The sequence below is a fragment of the Candidatus Cryptobacteroides sp. genome (assembly GCF_056207615.1).
Genome location: NZ_JBAEER010000084.1, coordinates 1 through 19,721 on the forward strand (window position 1 = coordinate 1; position 19,721 = coordinate 19,721).

Annotated in this window: 11 protein-coding genes; 1 reads left to right on the forward strand and 10 read right to left on the reverse strand. The window is 52.2% G+C overall.

Going from position 1 to position 19,721, the window contains the following annotated elements; genetic code table 11:
- Window positions 1-459: 459 nt before the first annotated feature.
- The 9 genes from AC06ND_RS04980 to AC06ND_RS05020 form a co-directional block, all read right to left on the reverse strand.
- Entirely contained in the window at window positions 460-1,371 is a 912-nt protein-coding gene (locus AC06ND_RS04980; RefSeq protein ID WP_475677889.1) for a glycyl-radical enzyme activating protein, read from the reverse strand.
- Window positions 1,372-1,373: 2 nt separating this feature from the next.
- Entirely contained in the window at window positions 1,374-3,773 is a 2,400-nt protein-coding gene (gene hypD, locus AC06ND_RS04985; RefSeq protein WP_475677890.1) for a trans-4-hydroxy-L-proline dehydratase, read from the reverse strand.
- 28 nt (window positions 3,774-3,801) lie between these two features.
- On the reverse strand, window positions 3,802-5,205 hold the full coding sequence (locus AC06ND_RS04990; RefSeq protein ID WP_475677891.1) for an aminopeptidase P family protein: 1,404 nt from the start codon (window positions 5,203-5,205) through the stop codon (window positions 3,802-3,804).
- A gap of 2 nt (window positions 5,206-5,207) precedes the next feature.
- Window positions 5,208-6,557, reverse strand: coding sequence for a M64 family metallopeptidase (locus AC06ND_RS04995; protein ID WP_475677892.1), 1,350 nt, complete (start codon window positions 6,555-6,557; stop codon window positions 5,208-5,210).
- Window positions 6,558-6,579: 22 nt separating this feature from the next.
- Complete coding sequence (gene pruA, locus AC06ND_RS05000) at window positions 6,580-8,205, reverse strand: L-glutamate gamma-semialdehyde dehydrogenase (RefSeq protein WP_475677893.1); 1,626 nt, start codon at window positions 8,203-8,205, stop codon at window positions 6,580-6,582.
- Between the two features lie 90 nt (window positions 8,206-8,295).
- Window positions 8,296-9,990 carry a DUF6055 domain-containing protein gene (locus AC06ND_RS05005; RefSeq protein WP_475677894.1) on the reverse strand — a complete coding sequence of 565 codons (1,695 nt, stop codon included), beginning with the start codon at window positions 9,988-9,990 and terminating at the stop codon, window positions 8,296-8,298.
- Window positions 9,991-10,052: 62 nt separating this feature from the next.
- Complete coding sequence (locus tag AC06ND_RS05010; protein ID WP_475677895.1) at window positions 10,053-11,705, reverse strand: hypothetical protein; 1,653 nt, start codon at window positions 11,703-11,705, stop codon at window positions 10,053-10,055.
- Between the two features lie 23 nt (window positions 11,706-11,728).
- Window positions 11,729-13,564 carry a RagB/SusD family nutrient uptake outer membrane protein gene (locus AC06ND_RS05015; RefSeq protein ID WP_475677896.1) on the reverse strand — a complete coding sequence of 612 codons (1,836 nt, stop codon included), beginning with the start codon at window positions 13,562-13,564 and terminating at the stop codon, window positions 11,729-11,731.
- Window positions 13,565-13,576: 12 nt separating this feature from the next.
- Window positions 13,577-16,606, reverse strand: a complete 3,030-nt coding sequence (locus AC06ND_RS05020; protein WP_475677897.1) for a SusC/RagA family TonB-linked outer membrane protein — start codon at window positions 16,604-16,606, stop codon at window positions 13,577-13,579.
- A gap of 203 nt (window positions 16,607-16,809) precedes the next feature.
- Between AC06ND_RS05020 and AC06ND_RS05025 the strand changes: the two genes are divergently transcribed.
- Window positions 16,810-17,985, forward strand: a complete 1,176-nt coding sequence (locus AC06ND_RS05025; RefSeq protein WP_475677898.1) for a TIGR00341 family protein — start codon at window positions 16,810-16,812, stop codon at window positions 17,983-17,985.
- A gap of 1 nt (window position 17,986) precedes the next feature.
- Here the strand turns inward: AC06ND_RS05025 and AC06ND_RS05030 are convergent, their stop codons facing one another.
- A complete protein-coding gene (locus tag AC06ND_RS05030; protein ID WP_475677899.1) occupies window positions 17,987-19,642 on the reverse strand; it encodes a uridine kinase family protein in 1,656 nt (551 codons plus the stop codon).
- Between the last annotated feature and the right edge of the window lie 79 nt (window positions 19,643-19,721).

Genomic DNA, 19,721 nt, shown 5'->3' on the forward strand with positions numbered 1-19,721 from the left:
ACCTGGAGCCGGTGAGGAAGGCGGTACCGTAACCTTCTGCGGCACCCCTGCCGAACTCGCCCTCTGCAAGTCCTCACGCACCGCCGAATATCTCCAGGACTAAGGCCGGAGGGGAAGGTATACCCAATCTGAGGGTCTGGCCAACCCACGGCCTGATAGAGTGGGAGGGGCCCGCAGGATACAAGTTATCGCGCAGCGATGACGCCGGAGACTGTGGGAAGGTCGACGAGGCACAAGGTGCCGAGGAGTCCCGAAGATGTGTCATACCATCCCCTCCGGCCGCGCTGCCCAGAAGAGCTTTCGAAGGTATAGCATTGACAGTCAAATAGATAGCAGACGGACGGCTCCCTCGAATGAGGGAACCGTCCGTATAGTATGTCGCTATGAATCAGAGCGTTACGACCTAGAAGTATCAGCAAGTTACTGTTACCGAAGCATCATAAAGTCGCAATGCAGAGGCTAGCCTCCGATGGCGGCAGTGATGCCGTGAGCCGCGAACTGATCTACGCAACGCTGAAGCACCTCCGCAGACGGAGTAGTGAGCTCATAGTGTTCAGGATTGTACTCTGTCCACATCCTCTCATGCTTACCCTTTCCGATGTCGTGGTAAGCGAGGAGATTGACCTCCTTCCTCTTCCATGAGGTAGAGGCAAGGAAGGCTGCGGAAGCCTCGATGTTGGCCTCGTCCGCATTCACCTCATTGATGAGCGGAATCCTGATGAAGAAGTCGCATCCCATGTCGGCGATCATCCTGATGTTCTCGAGTATGGTCTCGTTAGGTACGCCGGTCCAGAACTTATGCTTCTCGGAATCCATGTGCTTGAGGTCCACGAGGAAGAGCTCGCAGTTCTGCGCGACCTCCCTGACGATCTCCTTGCTTGCGAAGAGAGTCGTGTCCACGGTCCTGTGAAAACCCCTGCGACCAAGCTCCTTGAGAATCTCGACGCAGTATTCTGCCTGCATGAGAGGCTCACCACCGCAGAGGGTCACTCCACCGCCGCTGGTCTCCATCACTCCCCTTTCCTTCTCCACGACTGCCATGAGCTCGTCCATGTTCCAAACCTTTCCGGTCATCTCCATCGCGAGCGTAGGACACTCCTGAGCGCACTTGCCGCAGCAGATGCACTGGTTGGAAGTGGGAACGATGCCGTCAGCAGTTAGCTGGATGGCACCCACGGGGCAGGCCTCGACGCAGCTCTGACAGCCTATGCACTTGGTCTTCTTATAGGATTTCTGCATATCAAGCGACCAGCTCTCAGGGTTGTGACACCACACGCAGCGGAGTGGGCATCCCTTTAGAAAAATGGTGGTCCGGATTCCCGGACCATCATTCAGTGCAAAACGCTTGATATCGAATATCAGCTTGTTCATTCTTAGATCTCAGAATTCTCAGTTCTTGCGATGACCTCGTTCTGGAGCTGGCAAGACATATCGTTGAAATAGTCTGAGTAGCCGGCAACCCTGACAAGGAGATCCTTGTAGTTCTCAGGATTCTTCTGAGCCTCGAGGAGGGTCTCGCTGTCAACCACGTTGAACTGGATGTGGTGACCGCCAAGTCTGAAGTACTCACGGATGAGGAGACCGAGCTTAGCCACGTCCTGATCCCTTCTGAGAAGGTTAGGAAGGAACCTCACGTTGAGGAGGGTTCCACCACCCTTGGTCTGATCGAGCTTACCGAGTGACCTTACCACTGAGGTTGGACCGTGTGAGTCTGAACCGTGTGCAGGTGAGGTACCGTCGCTGATTGCGAAGTGTGCGAAACGTCCGTTAGGAGTTGCACCGCAGACTGAACCGAAGTAGTTGTGGCAGGTGGTAGAGAGCATGTTGAGCTGAGTCTTACCGCCACGGGTGTTAGGATGATCCTTGATTGCGACTACGAGGTCGTCGTATACCTTAACTGCGATGTCGTCAGCGTATGGATCGTCATTTCCGAAGAATGGAGTATGGTTGCGGATGTACAGACGCATCTTCTCCTCACCCTCGAAGTTCTTGTCGCAGGCTGCGATGATCTCGTCCATGGTGTACTTCTTCTCCTCGAAGACATGCTTCTTGATGGTAGTGAAGCAGTCGGTGATGGTGCCGAGACCGGTACACTGGATATAGGTAGTGTTGTAACGTGCACCGCCGCTGTAGTAGTCCCTACCCTTCGCGATACAGTCGTCGATGAAGAGGCTGAGGAAGGTTGCAGGAGCATAGAGAGAGAACATCCTCTCGATGTAGTTGTTGACGCCGAGCTTGAGGTTCACAAAGTAAACCATCTGCTTGTGCCATGCATCGTAGAGCTCCTCGTAAGACTTGAAGTTGCGTGGGTCACCAGTCTCAAGACCGATCTTCTTGCCGGTCTCAGGGTCGATACCATTGTGGAGAGTGATCTCGAGGATCTTAGGAGTGTTGAGATAACCGGTGAGAAGATATGCCTCCTTACCGAAAGCACCAACCTCGATACAGCCTGAGCAACCGCCCTCACGTGCGTCCTCGAGAGACTTGCCCTGGTTGACGAGCTCCTGGACGTAAGTGTCAGGGTTGAATACTGAAGGATAGCCGTGACCCTGACGGATCACCTTGATACCTGCGTGGAGGAACTCATCCGGAGTATTCTTTGCGATATGGATACTGAGACCTGGCTGGAGCTCGTGGAGCTCTTCCTGGATCTCGAGAGCCATGAATGAGATCTCGTTTGCGACAGCGTTGCCGTCACGGTCCACACCACCGATGTTGATGTTGGTGAAGTCGTTGTATGTACCTGACTCCTTTGCGGTGATACCGACCTTAGGAGGTGCTGGCTGATTGTTGAACTTGATCCAGAGGCAAGAGAGAAGCTCCTTTGCCTTATCGCGATCGAGTGTGCCGTTCTCTACACCCTTCTGGTAGAATGGGAAGAGATGCTGATCGATATGGCCAGGGTTCATTGAATCCCAACCGTTAAGCTCAGTTACGGTTCCGAGGTGAACGAACCAGTAGGTCTGGATAGCCTCCCAGTAGTCCCTAGGTGCATTTGCAGGTACCCAGTGGCAGACGTCGGCGATCTTCTCGAGCTCAGCCTTGCGCTGAGGGTCCTTCTCCTCTGCGGCCATCTTCTCAGCGAGCTCCGCATGGCGCTCTGCGAGGAGGATAGCTGCGTCGCATGAGATGTCCATAGCCTCGAGCTCCTGCTGCTTGTCGGTAGCCTCAGGGTCGTTGATATAGTCGAGTGCAGCGATTGCGTCGGCGATCTTCTTCTTGAGGTCGTTGAGACCCTGATGATACATCTTGCCGTCCATTGCGGTATGACCAGCCGCGCGCTGCTCCATGAACTCGGTGAACACACCTGCATGGTAAGCCTCTTCCCACTCCTTTGATACGTGGTTGAAGATTCTCTCGCGCTGGGTCTTGCCCTCCCAGTAAGGGATGACATCCTTTGCATATGTATCGATGTCCTCCTGAGAGATGAAGTAAGGCTGGAGGTCACGAGTATTGAGAACGTTAAGGTCCTCTACAGAGTGGCAGGTGAGCTCAGGGAAGGTAGGGACAGCCTTTGGCTTAGGTCCACGCTCGCCGACGATGAGTTCGTCCTTGCCGATGTAGATGGTTCTCTTCTTGCAGATCTCATAGAAGTTCTTCGCCCTGAGGATCGCAATTGGATATTTACCATAATTCTCCTTGTAGAACGCAGTCTCGATAAGAGCCCTCTCGATTGTGAGGGTAGCCGGAGTGTCAAGGCTCTCCTGATGGAGTCTCTTGATTCGATCATTCATTCCCCCTTCGTTCTGGGGGTACTTGATAGGAAAATTCATTTCTTTATATGAAATTTATTGTAGTTGATTAAAAGGTCTTGCCATTCTTCGCTGCAAGAACTTCCTCGATGGTCATCGGCTTCTTGATTGTGCCGAGGAGTCTAGGACCGTTCTCAGTGATTACATAGTCAAGCTCGTTTCTAAGGCCGGTGAAGTCCTTCCACTCCTCAACCTTGTCATAGTTGATGAACTCTGAGAACCTGTTCTCAGCGTGCCACATGTCGATGAGCTCTGGCATGAAATAGATACCTGGCTCCACAGTGAACACGAAACCTGGCTCGAGAGGACGAGCGAGGCGGAGAGACTTGAAACCGAACTGCTTGCTCTTCTGCATGCCGCCGGTGTAACCTACGTACTGCTCTCCGAGGTTCTCCATGTCGTGGACGTCGAGTGCCATCATGTGACCGAGACCGCATGGGAAGAAGAGGGCGTATGCGCCGCTCTCCGCTGCGTCAGCCGCGTTGCCCTTCATGAGGCCGAGGTCCTTCATTCCCTCAACGATCCTGGTTGCAGCGGCGATGTGCGCGTTGCGGAAAGGAACACCGATCTTGAGGGTGTCCACTGCTGCCTGGAAGCTGTCGAGGTGGATGTTATAGATAAGTTTCTGACGCTCTGAGAAATCGTCTCCAACGGGGAATGTAGACGAAAGGTCGCCGGAATAATGCTCTGCACTCTCCGCACCTGCGTCGACGAGGAAGAGGTCTCCGTCCTTTGCGGTGTGGATGAAACCATGGTTATGGAGTACATGTCCATGGGTGGTAGCGATGGTTGGGAAAGAGAGCGAAGTGCCCTCAGCCTCGTTCGCGATCTGGAGGATTGCTGCAGCAACCTCTGCCTCATGCATGCCTGGCTTGATCATACGATATGCAGCGAGGTGCATGCGGGTGCTGATGTCGACCGCCTTCTCGATCTCTGCGATCTCTTCAGCGGTCTTGTGGTTACGCATGTCGACCACAGCCTTGATAAGCTGTACGGAAGCCTTGGCCTTCTGCTCAGCAGGAGCGATTCCGAGAAGGTCGAGAAGCTGTACCTGGTGCTCGCCACGGTAAGGAGGGAGGAAATGGATCTCGCGTCCCTGAGCCTTAGCCTTTGCGAGGTAGGTACCAAGTTCGCACATAGGAAGGGTGTCACTGATACCCACGAGCGCACTCTTCTCCTTCACGGTCGGCTGGGTACCGGTCCATACGATGTCGTCGATGGTGAGATCGTTACCGAAGATGATCTCCTTGCCCTCGTCGAGGTCCATCACTGCTGCAAGTCCAGCATAGTCGAGTCCGAAGAAATAGAGGAAGGTACTGTCCTGACGGAAGTGATAGGTATTGTCCTCATAGTTCATTGCGCTCTCTCCGTTTCCGAGGAAGAGAAGCACGCCGCTGCCAAGCTCCTTCCTGAGGGCTGCCCTGCGGCTGATATATGTCTCTTTTGCGAACATGGTTATTTGGTGTAGTAGTCAATCATTCTTGAGATAGCCCTCTGGCAGACAGGACAGAAGCCAGGAGCGGTGTTGTTGAGCATGCGGCACTCCCTGTATGGACGCCAGCAGCCCTTTGCCATGTAGCCTGCACCCTCGAAGAGGCCCACTACGTTGTCGTACTCAGGCTCGTCAGGAGTAGGGAGCGGTGTACCCTCAGCAACCATGTCGGCCCACTTCGCTTCGAAGTTGGTCTGGTTGGTGATGTTTGGCTCCCAAGGCTCCACGCCTGCCGGATAGTAATCCTCATAAGCGACAGCAGAAGTGTAGTACTCGTCGCCGAGAGCTGCGAAGCTATGGCCGAACTCATGTACGAACACGATGTCCGAGAGCTCGTTGTCCGAGGTACCCATTGCATATGAGCCGTAGATACCGCCACCGCCGTACTTGGTCTCGTTGGCGATGATCATGATGGTATCGAAGTTGGCTCCGGATACGACGGAAGCAATCTTCTTGTGGTTCTGGATGGTGAGATACCTGTCCTCGTAGAAGGTGTCGAACATCGAATCCATCGCGGTGTTGCGCCACTGTCCCCAGTTAGGGATGTCGACGCCCTGATCCTTCGAGATGCTCTGCACGAGCCATACGTTGAAATCGTCGCGACGGCTCTTGTATGGTTCGAGGGAGAAGAGGTATTCCATCATCCTCCTGGCGTCCTGACGAAGCTTTGGCATCTGCTTCTCGGTGTAGCCCTCGCCGGCGAACACGAGGTCCACCTTGTGCGAAGACTCGCCCTTGTACTGGAGTGCCACTACATTGTAGTTGTTGTCAGGACCAGGGATGATATGGGTATCTTCAGGATCGATGTCGAACTCGAAGAACTTCTCGAGCATACCGGTGGCACGCACCCTCTGATAGAGTACGAAATGCACCTTCTGCTTAGGGAAAGGCATCCACACCGTCTGGTTGGCAGCCATCGACACCTCATCTGCCTGAGGAGTGGTACGCCATTCCTCGAAGAGTGTCGAGAAGCCCTTGGAGAAGACCAAGGTCTCCCCCACGAAGGCTTCGTAAAAATACTGGCCATAACCCGAGCGGTCGATCAGACTGTTTGGAGAACCTGACCAGCTTGCCTCCTTGTGGAGCTCCTCAAGGTAAGCATACTGTTCCGTACGGTTTCCTGCGAGAACGAGGTCAATTCGGAGACGCTCCTTCGCAAAATAGGTATCGTAGTCAGGATCGGCAGGGCTGAGGCTGCTGACTGTGCCGTCACCGACGACAGGAGCCTCTGCAACTTCCTGTCCGTTGTTCCTGTGGCAAGCTGCCACTGTCATGATCGCCACTACGGCGAGAATTATGTGCCTGAGTTTCATTCGGGTTCTGAATCCTGAAAAATTATTTCATGTAAGCGTAACGATAGTCGGTAGGGCTCACGAGAGTCTCCTTGATGCAACGAGGGAGGACCCAACGGATGAGGTTGTGCTCTCCACCTGCCTTATCGTTGGTACCAGATGCACGGCTACCGCCGAATGGCTGCATACCTACGACTGCACCGGTAGGACGGTCGTTGATGTAGAAGTTACCAGCAGCATAGCGGAGCTGGTCGGTGATCTTCTCTACTGCAAGACGATCCTTTCCGAATACTGAACCGGTAAGTCCGTATGGAGAAGTGGTGTCGCAGAGCTTGACGGTCTCCTCAACCTTGTCGTCATCGTAAGGATATACGGTGAGGACTGGGCCGAAGATCTCCTCTTCCATGGTCTTGAAGTGAGGGTCGCAAGTCTCGATAACGGTAGGCTGAACGAAGTAACCGACGCTCTTGTCACGGCCACCGCCGATGACGATCTTCGCGTCAGCTGAAGACTCAGCATACTTGAGATAGCTGTCGATGTTGTCCCAAGAAGCCTCGTCGATTACAGCGTTGATGAAGTTGCTTGCATCCTTTACGTCACCCATCTTGACCTCAGCTGCGAACTGCTGCATCTTCTCGAGGACTGCAGGCCAGAGGCTCTTAGGAATGTACATACGAGAAGCTGCAGAGCACTTCTGGCCCTGGAACTCGAATGCACCGGTGAAAGCTGCATGAGCGACAGCAGCAACGTCTGCTGAAGGATGTACGAAGATGAAGTCCTTACCGCCGGTCTCACCTACGAGACGAGGGTAGCTGACATACTTGTCGATGTTTGCGCCCACTGACTTCCAGAGGCTCTGGAAGGTACCGGTAGAACCGGTGAAGTGGATACCTGCGAGGTGCTTGCTCTCGCAGCAGATCCTACCGATGAGAGAGCCCTTGCCAGGGACGAAGTTGATGACACCTGCAGGAACGCCAGCCTCCTCATAGAGCTTCATGAGGTAGTAGTTTGAGAGAAGCGAAGTGGTAGATGGCTTCCAAACGGTGGTGTTGCCCATGAGAGCAGGTGACATATTGAGGTTAGACGCGATTGAAGTGAAGTTGAATGGAGTCACTGCAAGCACGAAGCCCTCGAGTGGACGATACTCTGCCGAGTCGATGATGCCCTGACCGTTCTTAGGCTGGATCTGATAGAGCTTGGTAGCGAAATGAACGTTGTAACGGAAGAAGTCAACGGTCTCGCAAGCCGAGTCGATCTCTGCCTGGAAGATGTTCTTGCTCTGTCCGAGCATGGTAGCAGCGTTGAGGATAGGACGATATTTGGTAGCGAGGAGCTCACCGCACTTCATCATGATTGCGGCGCGGACGGTCCAATCGGTCTCAGACCAGGTCTTGCGAGCCTCCATTGCAGCGTCGATAGCCATCTGGATTTCCTTCTCGCCTGCCTGGTGTACATAAGCGAGTACATGCTGGTGATCGTGAGGGCAGACAACCTTTACGGTATTACCGGTACGAATCTCCTTGCCGCCGATAATGAGCGGAATATCAAGAACTTCTGAGCTCTGACGAGCAAGCTCTGCATCAAGGGCGATACGCTCTGGTGAACCTGCGAGATAAGACTTTACCGGCTCGTTTGCCGGAGAAGGGAATGTTACGATAGCGTTTTTCATATTTAAATAGAATTAGTATTTCAATTTAGCCTTTAAATATAGGTATTTTCGGGCGAAGTACCAAATAATCTAATTTATAGTTATTCAAAATTAGATATTCGACGGGGTCGCTCCCGCCACTGCCATCTTATATGGCCAGTGGCGGTCGTTTGAGTTGTTCTCGTCCCACCTGTGGCTGATGTACTTCACAGGAGTAGCAGCAACTATGGCCCAGAGCCTCTTGGTATCCTCAGGAATGGTCCAGCTGATGGTTGTCTTGTACTCAGAATCGGCTGTTGCGATTGCTGTAGGGCTATAATAGCGGGTAGTATTGTCTGAAGAGAGAGCTACGAAACCAATGGTCCAACCGCCATCCGTGGCAGTACCGGACTTGTTGTAGCCAGGTTCGTTAGGAAGTCCCTCGAAATCGATGCTGATCTCGGCTCCCTTCTGGTAGTTCTGGAGTCGGATCACATTAAATCCTGTCGCTTCTGGGCAGGTTGAAGCATCCACCTTGTAGTATCCGTCCTCGCCTTTCGTCGACTTGTAGGCAATCTTGTTGATATAGTTGATACCTTCCTTGCGAAGCCCGTCGAAATCCCATGTCGCGACGTGTGAAGCATACTCATAGACATGCTGATTGAACTCGGCAACGGAAAGGTCATGGACAGACATGTAGACCTCGAGCGCATCCTTAGGCGAACGGGCGTTCTTCCAGATGTCTGCGATCGCCTCGATGCCATACTTGTCGGTGAAGAAGTGATGTATGAAGTAGTTGGTGTAGCGGTTATCCTCGTGGAGAAGATGCTTGCTCACGCCCTTGCAATATTCAGGGAAGTGGTAGATGGTGAATGTGAGTTCAGGACACATCATATATGCCATCCACTGTGAGGTCTGCTCCCAGAAGCCATTGCCCTGTCCGATGTCATATCGGAAAGCATAGCTCGATACGTTGGTGACCTCTTTGTTGTATAGCTTATCGCAGCCGACCAGATACTGGAAAGAGTGTCCGATCTCATGTGCGATGATAGACTTGTCGGTAGCATACCTGCCGTCAAGCCAGAGACATCCTACCTGGTTCTCGAGTCCGGAGCCGGTGGCAGCCGCGCCAGGAGTATTCCAGTTCGTAGGATAGTAAAGGAAGATGTCAATCTTGTGAACGTCAAGGATAGAACGTCCTTCCTCTGCGAACTTCATTGTATTCACATAGGTCTGGTAACAGCTCTCTGCCTGATTGAGAAGGGCCTTCACGTCCACCTTATACTGTGGGACATTGCCCGGATTGGTATCCACGCCGTCACCATAGTCGGGATCCCAGAAGAGGATGAAATGCTCGGACTGGGCGCTCCTTCCGAAGAACCACTTGCCGTCGCTCGAGAAGAAGTCCTCCTTCTCGTACTCCTTAGGGACATAGATCTTGTTGAAGTCCGGAATCTGGTCCGGTGTGATCACCAGCGCGCCGTGCTCCTGCACGACCTTGACGGTCTTATGGCTCTTTCCGGAGCTGATGGTGATGGTTGCTTCCCTAGCCACAGGATCGCCATTGGTCTGTGCCCTGACAAGGATCTTGTACTCCTTGTCTGCCTGTCCCATGGTCTGGGACATGGTGATCCAATCCGCATCAGACACGGCATTCCACTCATAGGTCGACTTGATGGTGAGATACTGCATCGCAGAAACTGCCTTGCTCGACATCTGGAGCTCCGTCTTGTCCAATGTTATGTCACCGAAGATTTCCGGCTCCTGCTTATTACACGAAACTGCCACTACGAGCAGAGTCAAAAGGCTGAGAAGATACTTTTTCATTTCTTTTTTATAAAAGGCCGCGGAGAAAACACCCCGCGGCCTTGATAGAGATTATTCAGAGATTATTCTGCAACAGTGATGGTGACGGTAAGGTCGTTACCTGCCATCTTTGCCTTTGCAACGTAAACGTCGCCAACCTCGTACTGATCGTTGTTACCAGGGTTCTTACCGAGGTAGAGGAGGTTGTCGAGATCGAAGTCATAGTTCTCGGCATTGTACCACTGCCAGAATGCGATACCTGTATCCCAAGCACCTGCAGAGCCGTCAGCCTTGAACCACTCACCTGGAGCGTATGAAGACCACTTATCGTAAGCGTTGCCCTCAGCATCTACTGGATAGAAGTCCTCGATAGTGAGCTCATCCACGTTGATGTCGAAGTAATCGTTGACATATGCAGAGTTGATAGGGAATCCGAGGAGACCCCATGAATCATCGAGACCTGCCTTGGATACGGTAGCGTTGATGTTGAATGCAGTTCCGTCGAGCTCCCAGCTGTAAGAGTTTGCACCAATCACGCCAGCACCTGAAGTAGGAAGATCTGCATGGTAGTGTACGTTTACAGTGAAGTTCTTGTCACCCATGACAGCCTTTGAGGTAACGGTCTTGCCGTCGAGCTCTGCGATGTTACCAGGGTTGGTACCGATGCAGAGGAGGCCGTCAGTGTAATGACCCTCATACATGTTGTCGCCAAAGTTGAAGAACCAGTATGCCCTACCGTCAGCCCAGGTACAAGGAGAACCATCCTCGAGAACCCAGTTGCCGATGTAACCGGTAGTCCACTTCTCGCCCTTCACGCCCTCAGCGTCTACTGGGTAGAAGTAGTCGAAGTCAGCGAGAACGCTGAGATCCTCGACGCCAAGGTACTCTGCAAGAGCCTCTGGATCGATAGTAGTCATGAGGTATACCCAATCCTCGATAGAAGAGATATGAGCATCAACGTCTACGGTGATACCATCCTCGCCCATTACCCAGGTATACTGGTGGTTTCCATAAGCAGCAGCCTGGTAAGCCATACCGTTGTTGCCTGCAGTGAGGTAATCAGCTGGACCTTCTGGCTCTGTAGGTGGGACATACTCCTCACCCTTGTACTTTACAGAGACGATGAAATCCACCTTCCTGTCACCAAGAGTGATCACGCACTTTGACTGGTTGGTAGTTCCAGCAAGCTTAGGAGTGTTTCCAGGGTTACCACCGATGATGAACATACCCTTATGGCTTGAATACTCGTAGTCATAGTTTGCCTCATCAGCATTGATGTACCACTGCCAATACATTGTTCCGCCAGAACCGCTATGAACGCCGTCTGCGTCGATCCACATACCTGGGGTGTAAGAGGTCCAATTCTGAGCAGAACCGTCAGGATCGTATGCCTGGAAATTCGCATAGATCTCAGCAGGACCTACACCGTCAAGAAAAGCAGAGATTGAGTTCATGTCCATGTAGAAATGACCGATCTCCCAACCCTGTGAGATTGTATTATACTCATCGATGTCAATTTCGAAATTGACATTGATCACGTCAGCATCAGCCTTCCAAGACCATGTTGATTTCTCATACTGAGTCTCATCACCGCCGAAGAAGAGTTTACCTGAACCTTCGTAAACGATGACTGGCTCTGGAAGCGGCTCGATAGGAAGCTTGTCAGTATCATACACAGGTGCGCAGGCAGAGAGTGCGAGAGCAGCAAGTGCGATTGTATAGAATTTGTTTGTCATAGTATCCTATTATTATATGGTTATTACATATCTGCTGGGATAGGATCATCGATAGCCACCTCTGAAGCGAACTTACCGTTGACAGACTCGTAACCTGGGTTCTGACCCATGTTCTTGTTGTCCTGCTGGTCTGATCTCGCGATTGGGAAGATAGCCTTGGTGTTGTCCTCGTCAGCAGTATGGTTGTACCAGTTCCTGGTGCTGAAAGTACCGAAACGGATCATCTGGGTACGACGCATGCCCTCGAGAGCAAACTCATAACCCCACTCGTCATACATACCTGCGAGAGTGATAGGATCATTATCCTTACCTGAAGGCTGAGCGACCTGTGATGCCACGAGCTCTGCAGCCCTTCCGTTGTCATCCCAGTTGTGGAACACACCGTAGTTCTTGATGTCGTCCTCATTGATGTCACCATAGGTAAGAAGACCATACTGAACGCGAGACTTGGTAGCCTTAAGTTCAGCGTCGGTAATCTCAGTGTCGACTGACCTGCTACGAACTTCATTTACATACTCGGCAGCGCTCTTATGACCAGACTGGCCACGAAGGATACACTCAGCTGCAGTGTAGTAAGCCTCAGCAAGACGGAAGTATGACACGTCGTTGCCCCAATGGTTCATCTTAGGAACGCCTGGGTTGACCTGATACTTGTTCTGACGGCAACCGAAATCGATATGGGTGAATGACTTGCTGCCATCGCTGCTGTCACCTGAGATTGAAGGGAGATAGTTGAGGCAGTACCAAGCGATGTTCTGGTTCTTGACGTCATCCTCAGTGTATGAGCTCTTGGTGTTGTTAGGGTCGTTCTTCATCTGAGGGCCTATGAGCCAGGTCTTTGCAAGACGCTTGTCGTTCTCTGCATAAGACTTGATGAACTGAGGGTTACCGCAGTTACCGCCCCAGGTAGAGTTAGCATAACCGAAGTGGTCGCGACCCTGTGAAGGTGGATAGAACTTCATACCCATTGAGAAGATCTGCTCGCCAGTGCTGTAGGTCTCATCGTAAGGAATACCGAAGATGATCTCAGGGTTGGTCTCGTCAACATCCCACTTGAAGTTGTCTGAGTAGTCACCTGCGAGGCTGTATGGGCTGTTCTCGATGATATCCTCAGCGAGCTTGAGAGCCTTGTCATAAGCAGGGGTACCGGTGTAGACCTCAGCATTGAGATATACTCTCATAAGGCACATCTTAGCACCCCACATGTTGATACGGGCGTAGTCGCTCTTTGCAGTAGAGAGGACACCGTGAGCGATGACTTCCTCGAGCTGCTTGGTAACGAACTCGTATACGCGACGACGGGTGCTCTGCTTAGGGTTGATCATGTCACCATTCTCGTCATACTCGACTGCGAAAGTGGTTACGATAGGAACGTTACCGTGTGAGTCGAGAAGGAGAGCGTACCAGGTTGCACGGATTGCCTTAAGCTCGTCAATGGCAGCCTCGGTAAGGTCACCTGCAGGAAGTGAACCGTCCTTGAGCTGGTCGAGGACCTTGTTGGCAGAGTTGATACCTGAGAAAGCTGAATAGTAGAGTGAAGCAGGAGAACCTGGATCCTCAGCAGTCCACTTGTGCCAGTGCATTCTCTTGTAGACACCACCATCATCCCAACCGTTAGGACGGGTAGGAGTGATTACAACATCAGCAGCCTCTTCCATGCAATCGAAGAAACCATACCAGTCCATGAAGGCACCGAATGGTGAGTATGCGTTTGCGAGGAGGGCAACAACGTCCTGGTCGGTAGGTTCGAAGTCCTTCTGTACGACCTCAGAGAAAGCGTGCTCCTCGAGGTTGAAACATGAGGTGAACATTACAGACGCAGCACCAAATGCAAGTATTGATTTGATTATTCTTTTCATGTTGCGTTCAAATTAGAAGGTGAGGTTCAAACCGAAGGTGTATGAGCGAACGGTAGGATACTTGTCGCGCTCATCGGTACCAGCGGTATAGCCGATTGATGGAACTTCAGGATCGAGACCTGAGTACTTGGTGAAGGTTGCAAGGTTGTTGACAGTTCCGTAAACGCGGATGCGCTTGATGAACTTGTTCTCCTTGAACTTGTAGTTGTAACCGAGGGTCACGTTGTCGATCTTCCAGTAGTCACCGTTCTCGACATAGTAGCTTACAGCCCTCTGTACGTCAGTTACCGGAGTCTTCTCGCCAGTCTTCTCACCAGTACGTGAGTCAACTGCCTCATGAAGATCATAAGCGCACTTGAGTACGTTGTACTGGAAGCTAGAGTATGAAGTACCGTAGAAGAGCTTCTGCATGTTGAGGATCTGGAAACCGAATGCACCACGCATGGTGATTGCGAGATCGAATCCCTTGTAGCGCAAGTTGTTGGTCCAACCGAGGTTGTAGCGAGGCACACCGTTACCGAGTACCTGGTAGTCAGCCTCAGATGCGTTCTCTGCGAGGTCGTAGTACTTGCTTACAGGAACGCCATCCTCCTTGCGGAGTCTCTCGACAACCCACTTACCCTTGTTATCGACGCCGATAGACTTGAGGTTGTAGATGTTACCGAGTGGCCAACCTACCTTCACGATGTGTGAGTACTTCTGGACAGGCTCTGAGATGTAACCCTCATAGAAGTAGTCTGAATCTGACTTGTAGGTATCAGATGAGAGGGATACGAGGAGGTTCTTGTTGTAAGAACCGGTGATTGCCATGTCCCAAGAGAAGTCCTTGGTGAGGACTGGAGTTGCGTTGATGAGCACCTCGACACCACGGTTCTGGATGTGAGCACCGTTGGCCATAATTGAACCGTACTGGTAAGGAGGAACAGGAACGCTGTACCAATAGAGAGCGTCCTTGGTGTCTCTCTGGTAGAAATCGATGCTACCGCTGAGTCTCTCGTCGAGGACAGAGAAGTCGAGACCTACGTTGTACTCGTACTTCTTCTCCCAATGGAGATCAGGGTTAGGGTTACGTACGGTGCTGAGAGTCTTGATCCAAGTACCGTTGTAACGATATGATCCAGAGTAGTCGAGAGATGCGAGTGACTGATAAGGGCTGGTGACATCGATACCGGTGATACCGAAACCTGCACGAAGCTTGAGGTTGTTGAGCCACTTGATATCCTTCATGAAGCTCTCATTGTTGATACGCCAACCGGCAGATACGCCTGGGAAGTTACCCCAATGACGGTCAGAACCGAACTTTGAAGAACCGTCACGACGGATAGAAGCCATGAGGAGGTAACGGTCATCGTAGTTGTAGGTAGCACGAGCGAAGAGACCGATGAGCTTGGTTTCCTGCTTGTATGAAGAAATGGAAGCCTGACCGCTGTTGAGAGCATCACCCATCTCGAGCTTGTTCCAGGTGTAAGCATCTGAAGGGAAGTCGTAGGTGCTAGCTGAGAAGTTCTCGTTGGTATGATCCTCATATGAGTAACCTGCGACAGCAGTGATATGATGCTTGCCGAAGTCCTGAGCATAGCTTGCAGAGAGCTCGAGCATGTTGCTTACATAGTCAGAAGCGTTGCGGCCTGCCTGACCGTTACGTCCGTCCTTGGTAGTAGACTCATCCTTACGGGTGTTGTAATAACCGCCGATTGAGTTCTGGCCCTTACGTACATAGAGAGCCTTGAGAGTGAGCTGCTCGATAGGCTTGAGCTCGGCGATACCGTTGAAGCGTACGTTCCTGCTGCGAGACTCACCGAGCTGCTCGTTGATGATGCTGAGTGGGTTCTGGTAGAAGTAGATGTCACGCTTGGTGTACATACCGTCCTCGTCGTATACAGGCTCGAGTGGAGAGTGGATACATGCCTGACGATAAACGTATGAAGAGTTGAAACGAGAATCTCTCTTGGTCTCATCGGCCATAACCTCAGCTGAGAGCTTGAGCATGTCGTCGAAGAGATACTGAGAAACGAGAGCGCGGGCACGGATAGTAGAAGAACCGGTGTTCTTGATGGTACCCTGACGGTCGTTGTAAGAGATGTTCGCGGTATAGGTGTTATGCTTGGTACCGCCCATGATAGAGAGATTGTGGTTGTGAGAGATAGCTGTGCGGCTGATCTCCTTGAGCCAGTCGGTCGCCTTCTCTGCGTTGTTACCCTGAGCGTCAAGGAACTCACCACGGGCACCTACGAAGTTGTAGCCCTGTGCACGGAGGTCGGTAAGGGTCTCAGCATCGAGGAAATCAGGGGTCTTGAGCCAGTTTGAAGCTGACACATAACCGCTGTACTCCACTGTTGCTGGCATCTCACGCTTTGCATTCTTGGTGGTGATGATGATCACACCGTTGGTACCGCGGGTACCATAGATTGCAGTTGCTGAACCATCCTTGAGGACGTCGATGCTCTCGATGTCTTCAGGAGCCACTGTCGAGAGTGAGCCTGGGATACCGTCGACGAGGACGAGAGGGTTAGAAGTTCCGAGGAGTGATGAAGTACCACGGAGAGAGATTGCTGAAGAAGCAGTAGGGTCTCCTGAAGGGAGGTTGATAGAGAGACCTGCAACCTTACCCTGGATGAGCTGACCTGCATCTGCAACTGCACCGGCGTTGAATGCATCTGACTTGATGCTCTGAACCGATGAAGTGACATCTGCCTTCTTCTGGGTACCGTAACCGATGGCTACAGCCTCCTGGAGGAATGAGGCAGACTCTTCGAGGACGACGTCAATGACAGTCCTGCTTCCGACGGTCTCCTCAACTGCGGTGTAACCGATGCATGAGAACTGGAGGACTGAATTAGAGCCTGCAACTGAGATGGTGTAAGTACCATCCACGTCTGCAACAACTCCGTTGGTCGTACCAACTTCCATGACGGCTGCGCCGATGATTGGGTCACCGTTTGCGTCGGTGATCCTTCCCTTCACGGGAGTAGCAGCGAAGGCCTGAGCCATCGAAGCGACTGCGAAAAGGGAAACAAGCAAAAGTTTGATTGAACCTTTCATGTTTTTGTTAGTTTGGTGAAAATATGAGTTATTGTGTCTTTTATCTAAAATTTCGCAAATATACTCACTACGCGCCATATATAAGGATAAAAAAATCCAAGCTAATGTCAAAATAGTACAAATGTACAGGTGCAGCATGCCATGAAATATAGTCGTATGACACTTTGTCGTTCGCATGGTATTTGCAGTGAAAATCAGCATATATGAACAGATACACGGAATATCTCAAGTCGATAATCTCGCTCTCGGAGCATCTCGACGTAGCCGCCGCCGGCGCCAACATACGAAAGAACATAGCCTTCAGGGGGCCGAACGTATACATTCTCGCGTGTGCGATCATCATCGCATCCGTGGGTCTCAACGTGAACTCCATTCCGGTGATCATCGGTGCGATGCTCATCTCCCCTCTCATGAGCCCTATCATCGGATTCGGACTCGGACTGGGCACGAGCGACGACGAGCTGATGCGCTCTTCGCTGAAGAATTTCGCCATAATGGTGGTGATTTCGATACTGGCTTCGACCATATATTTCTTCATCACCCCGCTCAAGCTCAACGAACCGACCGAGCTTCTCGCACGTACGAATCCGACCATCTACGACGTACTCATCGCGCTCTTCGGAGGATTCGCAGGTACGCTCGAGACCACGAGGAAAGAGAAGGGCACGGTGATGTCTGGAGTTGCGATCGCAACCGCTCTCATGCCCCCTCTCTGCACCGCCGGATATGGCATCGCAGTGCTGAACATCCACTATTTCACCGGAGCGCTCTACCTCTTCACCATCAACAGCATCTTCATCGCGCTGTCCGTCTTCATCTCGGCGAAGTACCTCGGTTTCGAGCCTGTAAAATATGAGGACCAGGAGAAGAAGGCGCGCCTGAAGAAGAGGGTCTGGGCAATTGCCGCGATACTCATCATCCCGAGCTGCTGGTCGGCGTTCAACATCATCAAGGAGAACAACTTCTCGGTCAATGCCGAGAACCTCGTACGCAAGTACAAGACCATTGGAGCAAGCTACATCTACGACTACAAGGTCCACACCGACGTCCGCCCATATAATATAGAGGTGTTCATCGCCGGAGAGGGACTCAACGACGCGCAGAAGGAAATCATATACATAGATGGAGAATCCATCGGGCTCACCCGCCAGCAGATCTTCTTCCGCCAGGAAGCCGCTGACAACACCAAGATGACAGAGGCAGAGATAGTTCGCGGCATCCAGGAGTATTACGACGGAAGGATACAGGAGCTGAACAGGACCATACAGGAGCTCCAGACAGAATTGGCAAGATACAAGCCGGCGGATGCTCCGGCCGCAGGTGCCGACTCATCCGCCGTAGACAGTCCTTCCGGATCTCAGCCGGGCTCAGGCAAGTAGGCTAGCCTACGAAATCCCTGAGCAGCGAGGTTGAAGGTATCTCATTTGACGAGACAGGTACGTAATAGTGCAGGAACTTCAGAAGCCTGTGGGCTTCGCCGTACTCAGGGCAGTTCTTAGGAACGGTCGAGAGGACGGCTTCCGCATGCGTGCGGAGAACTGCGAACTCGATCAGATATGCGGAATTGTAGAGCACGTCCGCGGTCTCCACGTAAGGATATATCCACTTCGACTCCGCCCTTCTCACGTTAGGCCAGTTGCTGATGGTCTCTCTGGCAGTGAAAGCACCCTTGTTGTAGTCGCGGATGATGCGGCGAAGGAGACGGTTGTCGCTGGTCGGGATGCAGTTGTGGTCGTCCAGGGAGATGCTGGTGATGGTATTGATGAATATGCGATACTGGCAGCCAGTATCCACGCTTGGGATGAGTCCCGGATTGAGCGCATGGATTCCCTCGATCATGAGCACGGAATCCTTCTCGAGCTTCACGCTCTTGCCATTGTACTCACGAAGGCCGGTCACGAAATTGTACTCCGGCAGAGAGACGGTCTCGCCGGCGAGGAGCTTTACGACGTCCTTCTCGAGGAGCGCATGGTCAACGGTGTCGAATCCGTCGAAATCGAAGCTTCCGTCGGGAAGACGAGGAGTATCGAGACGGTTCACGAAATAGTCGTCGGTAGAGAAGAATACCGGACGCAGGCCACAGGCCTTGAGCTGTACGCTGAGCTTCTTGCAGACAGTCGACTTTCCGCTGCTGCTCGGTCCGGTTATAAGCACGACCTTGACTGGATTGACCTCGGCGCGAGCCCTCCTCGTGATATCTTCTGCAATCTGGACCAATTTCTTGTCCTGGAGAGCCTCCGAAACCTGGATAAGGTCGCTGGCCTCCCCTCTCAGGCAGGCCTTGTTCACGTCACCGACAGTCTTGAGCTCCATTATCTCGTTCCACCTCACGCTTTCCCTCATCACGTCGAAAGTCTTAGGTTCCTCCACGAACGGAGCGAGGCTGTCCGGATTACGTCTGTCGGGAACCCTGAGCAGCATGCCGCCTTTGTACGGGATCAGGTCCCACACCTTGAGATAGCCTGCGTCAGGCACGAGGGCATCGTAGAAATAGTCCGGAGTACCTTCGAGGGTGTAATAGGTGATGTATATGTCGTCACATGTCTCGAGAAGCTTGACCTTGTCATCATAGCCGAGGTTGCTGAAGAGCCTGATCACGTCCTCGGCACGTGCCTCATGGCGATAGAACGGAGAAGCAGACTCCACGATTTCCTTCATCCTTGCACAGATGGCTGCCACGTCCTGCTGAGTCGTGGCAGTGCCGTCCGGCTTCACGAGCGAGCAGAAGAAACCCTTGGAGATAGGCCTCCTGACAGACACCGTAGCCCCCGGGATCGCATCCTTGACAGCCTTTCCCAGCAGCATCACGAGCGATCTGCAGTAGGCGCTTCGGCCAGGATAGGACTGGTATGTCAGGAACTCGACATCCTTGCTGTTGTATGCCTTGAACTTGAGGCCCTCGGAGACATTGTTGACCTTGGCCGAAACCACCTGAGATGGCCTCTCGAACTCAAATTCAGACAGCATCTCGAGAAGGGACGTTCCTTCGACGAAGGACTTGCTTGTATCGGTGTTCTTGCAATAAACCTGAATCATAAGTCTGCTATGTTATTGTAAGGACAAATGTACCTTATTTTTAGGAATAATATAGTAAATTTGCATGATTATATCCTTG